A 17,245-nucleotide genomic window follows, 5' to 3' on the forward strand; every position below is an offset into this window, starting at 1 on the left:
TCCCTATATCACCAACCCCATTGATCAAAGGAGACGCTGCCATGTCCGACCCCATGACCCTCAACCAACGTATCGTCCTGGTCTCACGCCCGGTGGGCGCGCCGACGCCGGAGAATTTCCGCCTGGAGCGGGTCGCATTGCCCGACCTGACTGATGGCCAAGTGTTGCTCAAGACGCTTTACCTGTCGCTGGACCCCTACATGCGCGGACGCATGAGCGACGCACCGTCCTACGCCGCTCCGGTAGAAATCGGCGATGTTATGACCGGTGGCGCTGTCAGTCGCGTCGAGCGTTCGCTCAATCCCAAGTTTCAGGAAGGCGATCTGGTGGTGGGCGCCACCGGGTGGCAAAGCCACAGCATCAACGACGGTCGCAGCATCATGCCGGTCCCGTCCGGGTTGCCGAGCCCGTCGATGGCCTTGGGTGTACTCGGTATGCCGGGCATGACCGCCTACATGGGTTTGATGGACATCGGTCAGCCGAAGTCCGGTGAAACCCTGGTGGTCGCGGCGGCATCCGGAGCGGTGGGTTCGGTGGTCGGGCAAGTGGCGAAGATCAAGGGCTTGCGCGTGGTTGGCGTGGCGGGCGGCGCGGACAAGTGCCGCTATGTCGTTGAAGAGCTCGGCTTCGATGCCTGCATCGATCACAAGAGTTCGAGTTTCGCCGATGAACTGGCGCAGGCATGCCCAAACGGCATCGACATCTATTACGAAAACGTCGGCGGCAAGGTGTTCGACGCGGTGGTGCCGCTGCTCAATCCCAAGGCGCGGATTCCGTTGTGTGGCCTGATTGCTTCCTACAACGCCAGCGAAGCGCCGAGCGGCCCCGATCGCCTGCCGCAATTGCAGCGCACGCTGCTGACCAAGCGTGTGCGGATTCAAGGCTTCATCGTGTTCGACGACTACGGCGACCGTCAGCCGGAATTCGCCAGCGCCATGGCCCCGTGGGTGCGCGATGGCAAGGTGAAATTCCGCGAAGACGTGGTCGATGGCCTGGAGAACGCGCCGCAAGCGTTCATCGGTCTGCTGGAAGGACGCAACTTCGGCAAACTGGTGGTGCGGGTCGCGTCAGCTGAATAATTGACGGTAAACAGAGGCGCGGGTATAAACCGCGTCTCGTTGTTTTGTCGGACTTTTTCCCATGAGCTTCAGCCCTTTGATTCGCCAACTGATCGATGCCCTGCGAGTTTTGCCAGGCGTGGGTCAGAAAACCGCCCAGCGCATGGCGTTGCAGTTGCTCGAACGTGATCGCAGCGGCGGCTCGCGACTGGCGCTGGCCCTGAGCCAGGCCATGGAAGGGGTCGGTCACTGCCGTTTGTGCCGCACGCTGACCGAAGATGACCTCTGCCCGCAATGCGCCGATAACCGCCGTGACGACACCTTGCTGTGTGTGGTGGAAGGGCCGATGGATGTCTATGCCGTGGAGCAGACAGGTTTCCGTGGCCGCTACTTCGTACTCAAGGGGCACTTGTCGCCGCTCGATGGACTGGGGCCAGAGGCCATCGGTATTCCTCAGTTGATGGCGCGGATCGAAGAGGCCGGCACGTTCGCGGAAGTCATCCTCGCCACCAACCCGACCGTGGAAGGTGAAGCGACGGCGCATTACATCGCTCAGTTGCTCAGCAGCAAAGGCTTGATCGCTTCGCGCATTGCCCATGGTGTGCCGTTGGGCGGTGAGTTGGAGCTGGTCGATGGCGGGACGCTGGCGCATTCGTTTGCCGGGCGTAAGCCGATCGCACTGTAATTTGTGTCGTTCGGGCTTACGCCATCGTCGGTCGTGCGGCGTTCCTGTAGGAGCAAAGCTTGCTCGCGATGCAGGCGACACGGTCTATCTGATTCACACAATCCTGTTGAATACCAAGCAAGCGCTCGGTTAACTTCGCTGAACCGTTCAGTGGAGTTCGCCGATGCCTGCCTTTCAGGAATACTTCGATCCCAGCCACCAATTGGTCCGTGACAGCGTCAGACGTTTCGTCGAGCGCGAGATACTTCCGGACATCGACCAGTGGGAAGAAGCCGAAAGCTTTCCCCGTGAGCTCTATCTGAAGGCCGGTGCGGCAGGAATTCTTGGCATCGGGTATCCGGAAGCGCTCGGTGGCAGCCATGAAGGTGACGTGTTCGCCAAGGTCGCCGCCAGTGAAGAGTTGATGCGTTGTGGCTCCGGTGGTCTCGTGGCGGGGCTTGGGTCGCTGGACATCGGCTTGCCGCCCATTCTCAAGTGGGCCAGGCCTGAAGTTCGTGATCGTGTGGTGCCGCAGGTACTGTCCGGCGAGAAAATCAGCGCCCTGGCCATCACCGAACCTGGCGGCGGTTCCGACGTCGCCAACCTGCAAACCCGCGCTGTGCGTGACGGCGATTTTTACCGGGTCAGCGGCAGTAAAACCTTTATCACCAGCGGCGTCCGTGCGGATTACTACACCGTCGCGGTGCGCACCGGCGAGCCGGGTTTCGCCGGCGTCAGCTTGTTGTTGATCGAGAAAGGCACGCCCGGATTCACCGTGGGGCGGCAGTTGAAGAAAATGGGCTGGTGGGCGTCGGACACCGCCGAACTGTTCTTCGACGATTGCCGGGTGCCCGCAGGCAATTTGATTGGCGCCGAGAACATGGGCTTCGCCTGCATCATGGGTAACTTCCAGAGCGAGCGTTTGGCATTGGCCCTGATGGCCAACATGACCGCGCAACTGGCGCTGGAAGAAAGCCTGAAATGGGCGCGAGCGCGTGAAGCCTTCGGCAAGCCGATCGGCAAGTTCCAGGTGATCAAGCATCGCCTCGCCGAGATGGCCACGGCACTGGAAGTCTCAAGGGAGTTCACCTACCGGCAAGCCGCGAAAATGGCGGGGGGGCAGAGTGTGATCAAGGAGATTTCCATGGCCAAGAATTTCGCCACGGACACGGCGGATCGGATCGTTAACGACGCAGTGCAGATACTGGGCGGTTTGGGTTATATGCGCGAAAGCCTGGTGGAGCGGCTGTACCGGGATAACCGGATTCTGTCGATCGGCGGTGGGACGCGGGAAGTGATGAATGAAATCATCAGCAAGCAGATGGGGCTTTGACGCCATCGCGAGCAAGCTTTGCTCCTACGGGATTCGGTGATCATCTGTAGGAGCAAAGCTTGCTCGCGATTGGCGTCCGCTCAGACGGCGCCGCTTACTTATCGGTCAACGCAAACTGCGTCAGGCAGAACGTCGGAATGCCCATGTCTTGCAGGCGCTGCGAACCATCCAGCTCCGGCAGGTCGATGATCGCCGCCGCTTCATGAACCTTCGCACCCATGCGACGAATCAGGTTCGCCGCCGCGATCAGCGTGCCGCCAGTGGCTATCAGGTCATCGAACATCACCACCGAATCGCCCTCGCACAGGCTGTCGGCGTGCACTTCGAGGAAGGCTTCGCCGTACTCGGTCGCATAACCTTCAGCGAGGACATCGGCCGGCAGTTTGCCTTGCTTGCGGAACAGCACCAGCGGTTTGTTCAGCTGATAAGCCAGTACTGAACCGATCAGGAAGCCACGGGCATCCATCGCGCCGATGTGGGTGAAATCGGCCTCGACGTAACGGTGGGCAAAGCTGTCCATCACCAGGCGCAGGGCGGTGGGCGACTGGAACAGCGGGGTGATGTCGCGAAAGATCACGCCCGGCTTGGGAAAGTCGATCACGGGGCGGATGAGGGATTTGATGTCGAAGGAGTCGAAGACCATCGTCGTGGTGTCCTGGCAGGGCTGCAAACGACGCATTATAACGGCGGCTGAACCGTTTCGCTCAGCCGCAACAGCTTGTTTCAGCTTTCCAGGGAGCCACCTGCCAGCGCGCAGAGCTGGATCGGGTCGAGGATGTGGATTTCCTTGCCTTCGGCGGCGATCAGTTCGTTTTGCTGGAAGCGCGTGAACACCCGCGACACGGTTTCCACCGCGAGGCCCAGGTAGTTGCCAATTTCGTTGCGCGACATGCTCAGGCGGAACTGATTGGCCGAGAAACCCCGGGCGCGGAAACGCGCGGACAGGTTGACCAGGAAGGTGGCGATGCGCTCGTCGGCGGTTTTCTTCGACAGCAGCAACATCATCTGTTGATCGTCGCGGATCTCGCGGCTCATGACGCGCATCAATTGACGGCGCAACTGCGGCAATTGCAGCGCCAGTTCGTCGAGGCGCTCGAACGGAATTTCACACACCGAGGTGGTTTCCAGCGCTTGCGCCGACACGGGATGCTTTTCGGTGTCCATGCCCGACAGGCCGACCAGTTCGCTCGGCAGGTGGAAACCGGTGAGCTGCTCTTCGCCGGCATCGCTCAGGTTGAAGGTCTTGAGTGCGCCGGAGCGTACCGCGTAAACCGAGTCGAACGTGTCGCCCTGGCGGAACAGAAACTCGCCCTTTTTCAATGGGCGGCCACGTTTGACGATCTCGTCCAGCGCGTCCATGTCTTCCAGATTCAGCGAAAGTGGCAAACACAGCGGGGCCAGGCTGCAATCCTTGCAATGGGCCTGGTTATGAGAGCGCAATTTTACTGGCTCGGACATTTCTTCAATCCTTGTGGGAAAACACACATAAGACGTAAGGGTAACCCAGCGGAGGACATTGAGGCCAGTACGCGGCGCTTTTGTCGCAGGCCGCTAGATCACCCGGGAAAAGCGTTGGCGGCTGTGTTGTTCCAGGTACGCATCAAACACCATGCACACCGAGCGCACCAGCAAACGGCCGGCAGGCAACACGATGATTTTGTCGCGATCCAGCTCAATCAGGCCGTCCTTGGCCATGCGCTGCAACTGCGGCCAAAGTTCGCCGAAATAGCCTTGAAAATCGATGTTGAAGGCCTGTTCGATCTCAGCGAACTCCAAGCTGAAGTTACAGATCAATTGCTGAATCACCGAACGGCGCAAGCGGTCATCGGCGTTGCACAGCAGGCCGCGGCTGGTGGCCAGTTGCGAAGAGGCCAGCGCGTTCTGGTATTGATTCAGGTCGCTGCTGTTCTGGCAGTACAAGTCACCGATCTGGCTGATCGCTGAAACGCCGAGCCCGATCAAATCGCAATGGCCGTGGGTGGTGTAGCCCTGGAAATTGCGTTGCAGGGTCGACTCTTCCTGGGCAATCGCCAGTTCATCGTCGGGCAGGGCAAAGTGGTCCATGCCGATGTAGCGGTAACCGGCGGCGGTCAGTTGCTCGATGGTGCGCTGGAGCATTTCCAGTTTCTGCGCCGGCGTCGGCAGCTCGTTGCTGTTGATCCGCCGTTGCGGCATGAAGCGTTCCGGCAGGTGCGCGTAGTTGAACACCGAGAGCCGGTCCGGTTGCAGGCTGATGACTTCCTCGACGGTGCGGGCGAAGTTTTCAGGGGTCTGCTTCGGCAAGCCGTAGATCAGGTCGATATTGATCGAGCGAAATTGCAGGGTCCGCGCGGCATCGATTACCGCGCGGGTTTCCTCCAGGCTTTGCAGGCGATTGACCGCACGCTGCACGGCCGGGTCGAGGTCTTGCAGGCCGATACTGACCCGATTGAAACCCAGCTCGCGCAGCAGACCCATGGTCGACCAGTCAGCCTCGCGCGGATCGATCTCGATGCCATAGTCACCGGAGTCATCGTCGAGCAGGTTGAAATGTTTGCGCAGGTGCGCCATCAACTGACGCAGTTCGTCATGGCTGAGAAAGGTCGGCGTGCCGCCGCCGAAGTGCAGTTGCTCGACTTTTTGCGCAGGGTCGAGGTGGCAGGCGATCAACTGGATTTCCTGCTCCAGGCGCTGCAAGTAGGGCAACGCCCGGCCACGATCCTTGGTGATGACCTTGTTGCAGGCGCAGTAGTAGCAAATGTTCGCGCAGAACGGTACGTGCACGTACAGCGACAACGGGCGTTGCGCCTTGCGGCTGTCGCGCAGGGCGTGGAACAGGTCGAAGGTGCCGATTTGACCGTGGAATTGCACGGCGGTCGGGTAGGAGGTGTAGCGCGGTCCCGCCAGGTCATAACGGCGGATCAGGTCGGTGTCCCAACGAATGGCGTCGAGCATCATGCGGGCATTCCCCCGGATAGGCTGGCAGTGTCGGCCAGTCTAGGGGTGGCGGCGTTGATGCATCTTGATTTGCATCAACGGTCGGGATTTGTGTTGTCGGTGCGGGCCTCATCGCGAGCAGGCTCGCTCCTACAGGGGAAGATCAATGCCCCATAAGCCAATGCTGATGCGGTCCCGGCAGCGTCCAGATGCCAAACAGCATCACCAGCAACCCACCGGTCATGCGCACGCTGCGTTTGCGCAGCAGCGCCGTCACCCGTTCAGCCGCCAGTCCGGTGGCAAGCAACACCGGCCAGGTGCCGAGACCGAACGCCAGCATCAGCAATGCGCTGTCCAGCGCATTGCCCTGACTGGCCGACCACAGCAGAGTGCTGTAAACCAGACCGCACGGCAGCCAGCCCCAGAGCGCGCCCAGCAACAGTGCGCGAGGCAGGCTCGAGACCGGCAGCAGTTTGTTGGCGACCGGCTGAATATACCGCCACAGGCCGCGGCCGAGGCTTTCGATGCGCGTCAGGCCGCTCCACCAGCCGGCCAGGTACAGGCCCATCGCGATCAGCAACAGCCCGGCGAGTACGCGCATGAACATTGCCGCCGGGCTGTTGGCCACCGCCCAACCGGCCAGGCCGATCAGCAGGCCGGCGGTGGCATAGCTGAGGATTCGCCCGAGGTTGTAGGCCAGCAAAAGACGAAAACGTCGGCTGCGCTGTTCCTTGGGAATCGCCAGGGTCAGCGCGCCCATCAGGCCGCCGCACATGCCCAGGCAATGGCCGCCACCGAGCAGACCGAGAATCAACGCAGACACCAACAGAGGCGCCAATTCAAGCATGGGGCGGGGCCTTGTCGTCGGGTTTGGCCGGATGGCCGCTGGCCTCGTCGACCGCTGCGGTGTGGTTCGGGTCCTGGTCGTCGAACAGGATGCTGTGGGCCGGGCCGTCGAGGTCGTCGTACTGACCGCTGTCGACCGCCCAGAAGAAGATGTAGATGGCGATGGCCACGATCAGCAGCGCGGCCGGGATCATCACGTAGAGAGCTGGCATCTGGACTCCATGCCCGTGCGGCTCAGGCCGGCAGCGGGCGGGTTTCTGGCGTGGCGTTGGCAACGGGCGCGCTCGGCAGGCGAGTCAGGCGCAGGGCGTTCAACACCACGGTCAACGAACTGATGGACATGCCGACCGCGGCCCACACCGGCGTGATCCAGCCGAGGGCGGCGAACGGCAACATGAGGCCATTGTACAGCGCGGCCCATAGCAGATTCTCAATGATCACCCGACGGGTGCGTCGCGCCAGGCTGAAGGCTTGAACCAACGCGTCGAGTCGATTGGACAGCAGCACGGCGTCGGCGCTGGTTTTCGCCAGATCGGTGGCCGAACCCATGGCGACGCTGATGTCGGCAGCGGCGAGCACCGGCACATCGTTGACCCCGTCGCCGAGCATCAACACTTTGCGGCCTTCCTTATGCAGCTGTTGCAGGACTTGCAGTTTGTCGTCCGGACGCAAGCCGCCCCGGGCTTCATCGATGCCGAGTTCGGCAGCCACACTGGCAACCATCGGCGAGCTGTCGCCGGACAGCAGCAGCGTGCGCCAGCCGCGAGCCTTGCACGCTGCCAGCAGGGCAGGCGCGTCGGCACGCAAGCGATCATCAAGGACGAACCACGACAACGGCCCCTGGCGATCGCCGAGCAGCAGCCATTGACCGGCTTCATCCGGCATCGTTGGCACCGCCGCGCCGCTGAGTTCGCAGACAAATACCGGGTTACCGATGCGCAAGCGCTGTTCGCCGACCACGCCTTCCAGGCCAAGGCCCGGTGTGCTGTGCACTTCTTCAGCGGCCAGCGGCGCACGGCCAAAGGTGCGGGCGATCGGGTGTTCGGAACGGTTTTCCAGTGCGGCGGCGAGGCCCAGGCACTCATCGCTACCCAATGCGCCGAGCGGGCGGATCGAACGTAGGGCCAGACGCCCTTCGGTGAGGGTGCCGGTCTTGTCGAAAATCACCGTATCGATCTGGTTCAGACCTTCCAGCACATGGCCGCGGGTCAGTAGCAAACCGAGTTTGTGCAAGGTGCCGGTAGCTGCGGTGAGAGCGGTCGGCGTCGCCAGGGACAAGGCGCACGGGCAGGTCGCGACGAGCATTGCCAGCACAATCCAGAACGCCCGCGAAGAATCCAGTTCCCACCACAGCAGGCCGATGGCGGCGGCCGCGATCAGCGACAGCAGCAGGAACCATTGCGCGGCGCGGTCGGCGATTTCCGCCAGCCGTGGTTTTTCCGCCTGGGCGCGGTCCAGCAGGCGGACGATGGCGGAGAGGCGGGTGTCCTGGCCGAGCGCCTGCACTTCGACGGTCAAGGCGCCTTCGACATTCAGCGTGCCCGCCGTGACGGCATCGCCTGGAGTGCGTGCTTGTGGCAGGTATTCGCCGGTGAGCAGTGATTCGTCGATGCTCGATTGGCCGTCGAGGATCCTGCCGTCAGCCGGAAGGATCGCGCCCGGATGCACCAGCACTTGATCGCCGACACGCAGTTCGCTCAGCAGGATCCGCTCGCTCTGGCCGTCGGCACTCAAGCGCAAACACGAGGCGGGCAGCAAGTTGACCAGTTGCGCGGTGGCGGCGGCCGTGCGTTCGCGGGCGCGACGCTCCAGATAACGTCCGGCCAACAGGAATAGCGCGAACATGCCGACCGCATCGAAATACAGTTCGCCGACGCCGGTGATCGAAGTCCAGATCCCGGCGATGTAGGCACTGCCGATGGCCAGCGACACCGAAACGTCCATGGTCAGGTGACGGGTGCGCAGGTCGCGCATCGCGCCTTTGAAGAACGGTGCGCAGCTGTAGAACACGATCGGGGTGGTGAGGAACAGCGCGACCCAACGCAGGATGGTGTGCAGCTCGGGGCTGAGGTCGATGTTGAATTCCGGCCAGGTGGCCATGGTCGCCATCATCGCCTGGAACCACAGCAGCCCGGCCACGCCGAGCTGGCGCAGGGCCAGACGGTTTTCGCTGGCCAGTTGTTCGCTGGCGCGATCGGCCTGATACGGATGCGCGGCGTAACCGATGTGGCGCAGTTCGCTGAGCACTTTGCTCAACGGCAATTGCGCGTCGGCCCAGCGCACGTGCAGGCGATGGTTGGACAGGTTCAGGCGGGCTTCGGCCACGGCCGGCAAGGTGCGCAGGTGTTTCTCGATCAGCCAGCCGCAGGCGGCACAACTGATGCCTTCCATCAACAGCGTGGTTTCGGCCAGATCGCCTTCGTGGCGGACGAAGGGCTGTTGCACATCGGCGCGATCGTATAGCGCCAGTTCATCGACCAGTTGCACCGGCAGTGCTTCGGGGTTGGCCGAGGCTTCACTGCGGTGTTGGTAATAGCTTTCCAGTCCTCCGGCGACGATGGCTTCGGCCACGGCCTGGCAGCCCGGACAGCAGAACTCGCGGGACTCCCCGAACACGACGGCGGTGAAGCGACTGCCGGGCGGGACCGGCAGGGCGCAGTGGTAGCAGGGGAGTGGGGTTGTCATGAAGTGGAGTCTATATCGTCTGGAAGGACCTCATCACTGTAGGAGCTGACGAGTGAAACGAGGCTGCGATCTTTTTGGGATCGCTGCAAAAGCAAGATCAAAAGATCGCAGCCTTCGGCAGCTCCTACTGGTGTTCAGCGCCTTGCAGCGGTTCATCACCGAGCAGCAGATCCTTGTCATGGTTGACCAGTTCTTCTTCGAACATGCGCCAGATATGGTCGTCCTGGGTACCCAGCAATTCGACAAAACGGCGGCCTTCGATCTTGTCGCTCAACTGACCGATGTAACGACCCTGTTCGGTTTCGCTGCGGGTCAGGACGATCTTGCGGTCCTTCTCCGGTTGGGTTGGCGAGATCAGGTTCAGCTCCAGGCTTTTCGGCTGGCTGTTGCCGCTCAGGCGCAAATCGACTTCGCCGGTCACGTCATCCAGATGAATGCTGGCGCGCATCAGCAGGGTTTGCGCCAGCAGTTCACGGTCGAGGGAGCGGTTGATGCCTTTGCCGGCCTCGTAGTAGTTGTCGTTGACCAGGTTGTCCGGGTTGTTCACCGCGATGGTCACCATGGACAAGGTCAGGGTCACCGAGCAGGCCAGGATCCCGATGATGATCCACGGCCAAAGGTGCTTGTACCAGGGACTTGCGGCAGTTGCTGCGGGCATGATCACTTCTCTCAACGATTTTGTGGGCCGATGAACCGGCTCTTGGCTTCAACGTGGATGCTGGCGTCATCGGCATCCTTGAGGATGAATTTCACCTCGTTGGTGCTCGATGGCAGGTGTTCCGGCGCCACGGACAATTCGGCGGGCTGGCTGATGATATCGCCGGCCGCGACCTTGATTTCGCGTCGGCCTTGCAGCTTGAGGTCCGGCAGGCCGGTGGCTTCGAGCACGTAGGTGTGGTCGCGCTGGTCCTTGTTCATGATCTTCAGGCTGTAGACGTTTTCGATTCGGCCCTCGGCGTTCTCGCGGTACAGCACGCGGTCCTTGCTGACGTCGAAACCCACCAGTGAGCGCATGAAGAAAGCGGTCACCAGCAAACTGATCATCGCGAGCAGCACCACGGCATAGCCGATCAGGCGCGGACGCAGTTTATTGGTTTTCTGCCCGGACAGGTTGTGTTCGGTGGTGTAGCTGATCAGGCCGCGCGGATACTCCATCTTGTCCATGATGGCGTCACAGGCATCGATGCACGCGGCGCAGCCGATGCATTCGATTTGCAGGCCATCCCGGATGTCGATGCCGGTCGGGCAGACCTGGACGCACATGGTGCAGTCGATGCAGTCACCCAGGCCCTGGGCCTTGTAGTCGATGCCTTTCTTGCGCGGGCCACGGCCTTCGCCACGACGCGGGTCGTAGGAGACGATCAGGGTGTCTTTGTCGAACATCACGCTTTGAAAACGTGCATACGGGCACATGTAGATACACACCTGCTCGCGCAACCAGCCGGCGTTGCCGTAGGTGGCGAGGGTGAAGAAACCGACCCAGAAGTAAGACCAGCCATCCGACTCGCCGGTGAAGAATTCGATCACCAGTTCGCGGATCGGCGAGAAGTAACCGACGAAGGTCATGCCGGTGACGAAGCCGATCAACAGCCACAGGGTGTGCTTGCTGAATTTGCGCAGGAACTTGTTGGCGCTCATCGGCGTCTTGTCGAGCTTGATGCGCTGGTTGCGGTCGCCCTCGGTGACTTTTTCGCACCACATGTAGATCCACGTCCACACGCTTTGCGGGCAGGTATAACCACACCAGACCCGGCCGGCGTACACGGTGATGAAGAACAGGCCGAAGGCGGCGATGATCAACATGCCGGACAGCAGGATGAAGTCCTGGGGCCAGAAGGTGGCACCGAAGATGAAGAACTTGCGTTCCGGCAGGTTCCACCAGACAGCCTGATGGTCACCCCAATTCAGCCAGACCGTACCGAAATACAACAGGAACAATACGGCACCGCCCGCCATGCGCAGGTTGCGAAACAGACCGGTGAAGGCGCGGGTGTAGATCTTTTCTCGAGAGGCGTAGAGGTCGACGCTGTTGTTCGCGTTCTTGGCGGGCGGAGTGACGTCGTGTACCGGAATCTGGTTGCTCATCATTGCATCCCACGGCAGTGGAAAAATGCCTCGGTCAGTACGTGCCGACCGCGGTCAAAAAGAGGTGTTGCAGTGGCGCAATGATACGCCTGTCGCTCTAGGTCGCGGGTGCGACCTTTGGTCACGTTTGGCAAAATCAATTGATGGTGTAATGACTTGAATCAATTGACTTGTGAATTATGGACGGTTTTGCGAGGGCCGAAGCTCAATCGGCCCATGGGTTAATCAACTGCACGCCACTGGATTGAAAATCGCCGACGTTGCGGGTGACGACAGTCAGGCCATGAACCAGCGCGGTGGCTGCAATCAACGCATCTGCTTCGTTGGCGCGGTCCGGCACATGCAGGCTGGCACACCGAAGGGCCACGGCAGCATCGATCGGCAGGATACGCGCATCGAAAGCCGGGATGACGTGACGCTTGAGCCAGGTGCGCAATACCTTTCCCTGCGCGGGATCGCGTCGCTCCATGCGTAGTACGCCGGTCTCCAGTTCTTTCAAGGTAATGGCTGAAATGAACATGCGCGGGGCGATGATGCTTTTGGCCCAGGCGACGACGTTCGAGTCAGCCTGGGGTTTGCGTAACTCCGAAATCACGTTGGTATCAAGTAGAAACATCAAGACAAATCCACAGGGCGGTGAGTGATCACGGCACGCTCGGTTTCGAACTCGATGTCTGCCGCTTCTGGCATTACCAACAGCTCGACGATATCGGCGTTGATGCCGGTCAGTTTTTGGTAATCCTCAATGCTTAGCAGCACATGGGCCGGTTTGCCTCGGTCGGTGATGAAAACCGGCCCCTGACGCGTGGCTTTTTTGGCACCACTTGTGTCCTGGTTGAATTCGCGGCTGGAAATGGTGGTGATGGCCATCATGTGTGACCCTCCAGAATGTTCGGATGTAGAAACGTTACTACCTGCTGGTTCGGCTCGCAACCTCGTCGCCCCAACGCTCGACCGCCGGTCATTGTCAGGCTGATCGGGATCCTTGCGAAACATTCGTTATTGAAGCGTGAGCATCCAACCCTTTGTTCTAAATCAGTTCATGTCGTAAGTTGATGAGGCGAACTTTTATAACTCGCTTGAATTGTTCAACTTAATGGATATGGATATCTATGTTTACTGAAAAAATGATCAAGGCGCTTTTGTGCGCTTTGTTATGCGTTAGTGCCTTCAGCGTTCATTCGGCACAGGATGGTTATCTTCCGAAGCATTTGATTTTTACTTCGGATCCACAGTACCCGTGGACTGAAAGTTCCGACTTTGGTTGGGAGGAGTCATCAGCGGAAAAAGAACGGCGTTCGCAATGGCTGATTGAGACCCAGTATTCAGATGTGGCCAACTTCAGGAGTAATTTTGTGTCCAGCCCTGATCGGGTTCCGGTCATGATCAATGGTGACCTGACGGCGTTTGGTCACGGCGCACAGCGTTCGACGGTCAAGTCGATTCTCGACAAGCAACTAAAAGGTATTTATGACTATGGATTAGGCAATCACGACTACGAAAACAATGTGGATGATTGCAGCTTTCCTGAAAATAATTGCGCTGCGGGTAGCATCGAGCAGTTGAAGGATAGGTATTGGGGTAGCGTTTACAATATGGACCTGGCTGCACGCGCCGAATCTGGCGCCAAGGTTTATTACGGCAGTCTTGCGTACTCTAAAACAGTGGGCGATGTTCATTTGGTGCAGCTGAATAATGAGCCGACTTACTCGGTTGAGTTTAACTCAGGCTTCCCGTTCAACAGGGTCAGGTTTGAAATTACCGATGCGCTGGACTGGTTGGAACGTGATCTGCAGCGAGCACACACCGAAGGCAAGATGATCATTCTGAACATGCACAAGCCTGACGGTTGGCAGGGGAGTGATGAACAGATAAAGCGCTTTAAAACACTCATTACCCGCTACCCGGTGACGGCGGTGTTCGCCGGCCATTTGCACAATGATCCAGGGGAATACCTCGGCTGGAACCGTCGGGACTACTTCGGTGACGTTCCGGTGTTCCTCAGCGGTGGCGCTTCCAATCAGACGTATCTGATCGTCGATATCGCGCCGGATCGCAAGACGCTGAAAGTACATCAGGTCAATGGCAACAACTGGCCAAGACGTCAGCCTATTGCGGTCATCCCTGTCCGATAATCAATATTCAAAAAAAAGCCCCGTCAGATGACAGGGCTTTTTTCATTGCATCAAGCGTTAGCCTTACTGGGCGTCCGCCGCCGGAGCCTTCTCGCCGTGAGACAGGCTGTAGACGTAAGCGGCCAGCAGGTGAACCTTGTCGTTGCCCTGCATTTGCTCTTGCGCAGGCATCTGGCCCTGACGGCCGTAACGGATGGTCTGCTGCAGTTGAGCGAAGCTCGAACCGTAGATGAACGCGGCCGGGTGGGTCAGGTTGGGTGCGCCCATCGCTGGGGTGCCTTTACCTTCCGGACCGTGGCAAGCCACGCAGTTGGCAGCGAACAGCTTCTGCCCGGCAACCGGATCAGCCTTGGCGCCTTCCGGCAGTTTGCGGCCATCGAGGTTGGTCAGGACGAATGCAGCCACATCGCTGACGCCTTGCTCGCCGATCACTTCAGCCCACGCCGGCATGACCGCGTGACGGCCGCCCATGATGGTGGTCTTGATGGTTTCCGGCTCGCCGCCCCAACGCCAGTCGGCGTCAGTCAGGTTAGGGAAGCCGTACGCGCCTTTGGCGTCGGAGCCGTGGCAGACCGAGCAGTTGGAGGCGAACAGACGGCCCCCCATCTTCAGGGCTTGCGGATCCTTGGCCACTTCTTCGATTGGCATGGAAGCGAACTTGGCGAAGATCGGACCGAACTTGGCGTCCGAACGAGCCATTTCCTTTTCCCATTCGTGAACGCCGGTCCAGCCGGTCTGGCCGTTGGCGAACGCGGTCTGCTTCTCGTTATCCAGATAGTTGTAACCCGGCAACAGGCCTTTCCAGTTACCCAGGCCCGGGTACAGCACCAGGTAGCCGAGAGCGAAGATGATGGTGCCCACAAACAGCATGAACCACCATTTCGGCAGCGGGTTGTCGTACTCCTCGATACCGTCGAAGGAGTGCCCAACCGTCTCTTCGGTGGCCTCGCTGCGCTGGCCCTTGCGGGTCGACAGCAGCAGCCAGGTCAGGGAAAAGATCGTACCGAGACTGAGGACTGTGACGTACAGACTCCAGAATGTAGTCATTCTTTGTTACTCCTAGAAGCTTGCTCGACGTGCTTGATGGCTTCGGGATCATCCGCAAAAGGCAGCAAGGTCGCGTCTTCAAACTCCGACTTGCGCTTGGGGCTGAATACCCACAACGCCAGACCGATGAAGGCCACCATCACAACGACGGTGCCCAGGCCACGAATCATCCCGATATCCATTTAGATCACCGTTTGCTTTTGATGATGGTGCCCAGGCCCTGCAGATAGGCCACCAGCGCGTCCATTTCGGTTTTGCCCTTCACAGCATCCTTGGCACCGGCGATGTCTTCGTCGGTGTAAGGGACGCCGAGCGTGCGCAAGACTTCCATTTTCTTGGCGGTATCTTTGCCGTCGAGCTTGTTTTCCACGAGGAACGGGTAGGCCGGCATTTTCGACTCGGGCACTACGTTGCGCGGGTTGTACAAGTGCGCACGCTGCCAGTCATCGGAGTAACGGCCGCCGACACGGGCCAGGTCCGGACCGGTACGCTTGGAACCCCACAGGAACGGGTGGTCCCAGACGCTTTCACCGGCGACCGAGTAGTGGCCGTAACGTTCGGTTTCAGCACGGAACGGGCGAATCATCTGCGAGTGGCAGCCGACACAACCGTTGGCGATGTAGATGTCGCGTCCTTCCAGTTCAAGGGCGGTGCGCGGCTTCATGCCTTCGACCGGCTTGTTGGTGACGTCCTGGAAAAACAGCGGAACGATCTGGGTCAGGCCGCCGACGCTGACGGCGATAACCATGAAGAAGGCCAGCAGGCCAATGTTCTTCTCGACTGCTTCATGCTTCATCAGTGAGCTCCAACTACAGCAATCTGTTCGGCGGCTTCAGCTTCTGCCGGGTTCGAGGCGCGTACGGTACGGAACACGTTGTAGGCCATGAACAGCATGCCGGTGGCGAAGAACGCACCGCCCAGGGCGCGAACGATGAAACCAGGATGGCTGGCTTGCAGCGCTTCGACGAACGAGTAGGTGAGGGTGCCGTCATCGTTGATTGCACGCCACATCAGGCCCTGGGTGATGCCGTTGACCCACATCGAAGCGATGTACAGAACGGTACCGATGGTCGCGAGCCAGAAGTGCGTGTTGATCAGGCTGGTGCTGTGCATCTGCGCACGACCGAACAGTTTCGGGATCATGTGGTAGATCGCGCCGATCGAGATCATCGCTACCCAGCCCAGAGCGCCGGCGTGTACGTGGCCGATGGTCCAGTCGGTGTAGTGCGAGAGCGAGTTGACGGTCTTGATCGCCATCATCGGACCTTCGAAGGTCGACATGCCGTAGAACGCCAGGGACACGACCAGGAAGCGCAGGATCGGGTCGGTGCGCAGCTTATGCCAGGCGCCCGACAGGGTCATCATGCCGTTGATCATGCCGCCCCAGCTCGGAGCCAGCAGGATGATCGACATCGCCATGCCCAGGGACTGAGCCCAGTCCGGCAGCGCGGTGTAGTGCAGGTGGTGCGGACCGGCCCAGATGTACAGGGTGATCAGCGCCCAGAAGTGCACGATCGACAGGCGATAGGAGTAGATCGGACGCTCGGCCTGTTTCGGCACGAAGTAGTACATCATCCCCAGGAAGCCGGTGGTCAGGAAGAAGCCCACGGCGTTGTGGCCGTACCACCACTGGATCATCGCGTCCGTCGCGCCCGAGTAGGCGGAATAGGACTTGAAGAAGCTGACCGGCAGCGAGGCGTGGTTGACGATGTGCAGCATCGCGGTCACGACGATGAAGGCACCGTAGAACCAGTTACCCACATAGATGTGCTTGGTCTTGCGCTTGACGATGGTGCCGAAGAACACCAGACCGTAGGTGACCCAGACAATGGCCAGCAGAATAGCCAGCGGCCATTCCAGCTCAGCGTATTCCTTGGTGGTGGTGTAACCCAGCGGCAAGGTAACGATGGCGCCGACGATCACCGCTTGCCAACCCCAGAAGGTGAAGGCGGCGAGGCTGTCGGAAATCAGTCGCGTTTGGCAAGTTCGCTGCACGACGTAATAGGAAGTGGCAAACAGTGCACATCCACCGAAGGCGAAAATCACCAGGTTTGTGTGCAACGGGCGCAGGCGTCCAAAGCTCGTCCATGGCAGACCGAAGTTCAATTCCGGCCAGACCAGTTGCGAGGCGATGAAGACACCGAGCCCCATGCCAAGGATCCCCCAGACCACCGTCATGATGGCGAACTGGCGGACTACCTTATAGTTATAAGCAGTCGGACTGATTGCTGTGCTCATTCTAAGGTTCCACGGTTTGGGTGTTTTATTAGGATTAAAAATCGGCCGCAAGTATGGAGAAAGCAGGGGGTCATTGCAACGCGCCATGACCTGGGTCAGTGCTTTCAAATGCTGATTCTGCGGCCTTTCCATGCGCCGCGTAAGGACAAAATTGCCCACAGGCAAAATGTCTCGGCGGACTCGATGGGCGAGGGGGTCAGGTCGGATGTAACGGGGTATGTTCAAACGCAACGATCAG

Annotated in this window: 18 protein-coding genes; 4 read left to right on the forward strand and 14 right to left on the reverse strand. The window is 59.9% G+C overall.

Translation table 11 applies throughout. The features are described from left to right. Window positions 1–41 precede the first annotated feature (41 nt). The 3 genes from V6Z53_RS11405 to V6Z53_RS11415 all read left to right on the forward strand — a co-directional run bounded on the left by V6Z53_RS11405 (window position 42) and on the right by V6Z53_RS11415 (window position 3,055). On the forward strand, window positions 42–1,079 hold the full coding sequence (locus V6Z53_RS11405) for an NADP-dependent oxidoreductase (protein ID WP_338585598.1): 1,038 nt from the start codon (window positions 42–44) through the stop codon (window positions 1,077–1,079). 61 nt (window positions 1,080–1,140) lie between these two features. After that, window positions 1,141–1,743, forward strand: a complete 603-nt coding sequence (gene recR, locus V6Z53_RS11410) for a recombination mediator RecR (protein ID WP_338585599.1) — start codon at window positions 1,141–1,143, stop codon at window positions 1,741–1,743. Window positions 1,744–1,906: 163 nt separating this feature from the next. Then, window positions 1,907–3,055: an acyl-CoA dehydrogenase family protein gene (locus V6Z53_RS11415; protein WP_338585601.1), complete on the forward strand. Its 1,149-nt coding sequence runs from the start codon at window positions 1,907–1,909 to the stop codon at window positions 3,053–3,055. Window positions 3,056–3,149: 94 nt separating this feature from the next. Here the strand turns inward: V6Z53_RS11415 and V6Z53_RS11420 are convergent, their stop codons facing one another. From V6Z53_RS11420 to V6Z53_RS11465, 10 genes are all read right to left on the reverse strand, one after another. After that, entirely contained in the window at window positions 3,150–3,698 is a 549-nt protein-coding gene (locus tag V6Z53_RS11420; RefSeq protein WP_338585602.1) for an adenine phosphoribosyltransferase, read from the reverse strand. An 80-nt stretch (window positions 3,699–3,778) separates the two neighbouring features. Beyond that, a complete protein-coding gene (gene fnr, locus V6Z53_RS11425; protein WP_338585603.1) occupies window positions 3,779–4,513 on the reverse strand; it encodes a fumarate/nitrate reduction transcriptional regulator Fnr in 735 nt (244 codons plus the stop codon). Between the two features lie 93 nt (window positions 4,514–4,606). Then, window positions 4,607–5,989 carry an oxygen-independent coproporphyrinogen III oxidase gene (gene hemN / locus V6Z53_RS11430; protein ID WP_338586484.1) on the reverse strand — a complete coding sequence of 461 codons (1,383 nt, stop codon included), beginning with the start codon at window positions 5,987–5,989 and terminating at the stop codon, window positions 4,607–4,609. A gap of 145 nt (window positions 5,990–6,134) precedes the next feature. After that, window positions 6,135–6,818, reverse strand: coding sequence for a sulfite exporter TauE/SafE family protein (locus V6Z53_RS11435; protein ID WP_338585604.1), 684 nt, complete (start codon window positions 6,816–6,818; stop codon window positions 6,135–6,137). Beyond that, window positions 6,811–7,029, reverse strand: coding sequence for a cbb3-type cytochrome oxidase assembly protein CcoS (gene ccoS / locus V6Z53_RS11440; RefSeq protein ID WP_059404569.1), 219 nt, complete (start codon window positions 7,027–7,029; stop codon window positions 6,811–6,813). Before ccoS ends, V6Z53_RS11435 begins: the two co-directional genes overlap by 8 nt. 22 nt (window positions 7,030–7,051) lie before the next feature. Then, the gene (locus V6Z53_RS11445; RefSeq protein WP_338585607.1) at window positions 7,052–9,502 is read right to left on the reverse strand and encodes a heavy metal translocating P-type ATPase; all 2,451 of its coding nucleotides are present in this window, start codon (window positions 9,500–9,502) and stop codon (window positions 7,052–7,054) included. A gap of 124 nt (window positions 9,503–9,626) precedes the next feature. Further along, on the reverse strand, window positions 9,627–10,160 hold the full coding sequence (locus V6Z53_RS11450) for a FixH family protein (RefSeq protein ID WP_338585608.1): 534 nt from the start codon (window positions 10,158–10,160) through the stop codon (window positions 9,627–9,629). 11 nt (window positions 10,161–10,171) lie between these two features. Further along, the gene (gene ccoG, locus V6Z53_RS11455; RefSeq protein ID WP_338585609.1) at window positions 10,172–11,587 is read right to left on the reverse strand and encodes a cytochrome c oxidase accessory protein CcoG; all 1,416 of its coding nucleotides are present in this window, start codon (window positions 11,585–11,587) and stop codon (window positions 10,172–10,174) included. A 205-nt stretch (window positions 11,588–11,792) separates the two neighbouring features. Further along, the gene (locus V6Z53_RS11460) at window positions 11,793–12,203 is read right to left on the reverse strand and encodes a type II toxin-antitoxin system VapC family toxin (RefSeq protein ID WP_338585610.1); all 411 of its coding nucleotides are present in this window, start codon (window positions 12,201–12,203) and stop codon (window positions 11,793–11,795) included. After that, window positions 12,203–12,457 (reverse strand): type II toxin-antitoxin system Phd/YefM family antitoxin, encoded by a 255-nt coding sequence (locus V6Z53_RS11465; protein ID WP_056857098.1) that lies wholly within the window; start codon window positions 12,455–12,457, stop codon window positions 12,203–12,205. The genes V6Z53_RS11460 and V6Z53_RS11465 overlap by 1 nt, the downstream gene beginning before the upstream one ends. A 242-nt stretch (window positions 12,458–12,699) precedes the next feature. On the opposite strand from V6Z53_RS11465, the gene V6Z53_RS11470 reads away from it, so the two are divergent. Then, complete coding sequence (locus V6Z53_RS11470) at window positions 12,700–13,722, forward strand: metallophosphoesterase (protein WP_338585611.1); 1,023 nt, start codon at window positions 12,700–12,702, stop codon at window positions 13,720–13,722. Between the two features lie 63 nt (window positions 13,723–13,785). Here V6Z53_RS11470 and ccoP read toward each other — a convergent pair whose 3' ends face one another. The 4 genes from ccoP to ccoN are packed head-to-tail and all read right to left on the reverse strand — an operon-like array spanning window position 13,786 to window position 17,007. Beyond that, a complete protein-coding gene (gene ccoP, locus V6Z53_RS11475; RefSeq protein WP_338585612.1) occupies window positions 13,786–14,769 on the reverse strand; it encodes a cytochrome-c oxidase, cbb3-type subunit III in 984 nt (327 codons plus the stop codon). Beyond that, complete coding sequence (locus V6Z53_RS11480) at window positions 14,766–14,951, reverse strand: CcoQ/FixQ family Cbb3-type cytochrome c oxidase assembly chaperone (RefSeq protein ID WP_003175465.1); 186 nt, start codon at window positions 14,949–14,951, stop codon at window positions 14,766–14,768. Before V6Z53_RS11480 ends, ccoP begins: the two co-directional genes overlap by 4 nt. 5 nt (window positions 14,952–14,956) lie before the next feature. Then, the gene (gene ccoO / locus V6Z53_RS11485; RefSeq protein ID WP_010456412.1) at window positions 14,957–15,565 is read right to left on the reverse strand and encodes a cytochrome-c oxidase, cbb3-type subunit II; all 609 of its coding nucleotides are present in this window, start codon (window positions 15,563–15,565) and stop codon (window positions 14,957–14,959) included. After that, a complete protein-coding gene (gene ccoN / locus V6Z53_RS11490) occupies window positions 15,565–17,007 on the reverse strand; it encodes a cytochrome-c oxidase, cbb3-type subunit I (RefSeq protein ID WP_338585613.1) in 1,443 nt (480 codons plus the stop codon). Before ccoN ends, ccoO begins: the two co-directional genes overlap by 1 nt. Window positions 17,008–17,245 lie beyond the last annotated feature (238 nt).

The sequence above is a fragment of the Pseudomonas sp. MAG733B genome (assembly GCF_036884845.1).
Classification (GTDB): Bacteria; Pseudomonadota; Gammaproteobacteria; order Pseudomonadales; family Pseudomonadaceae; genus Aquipseudomonas.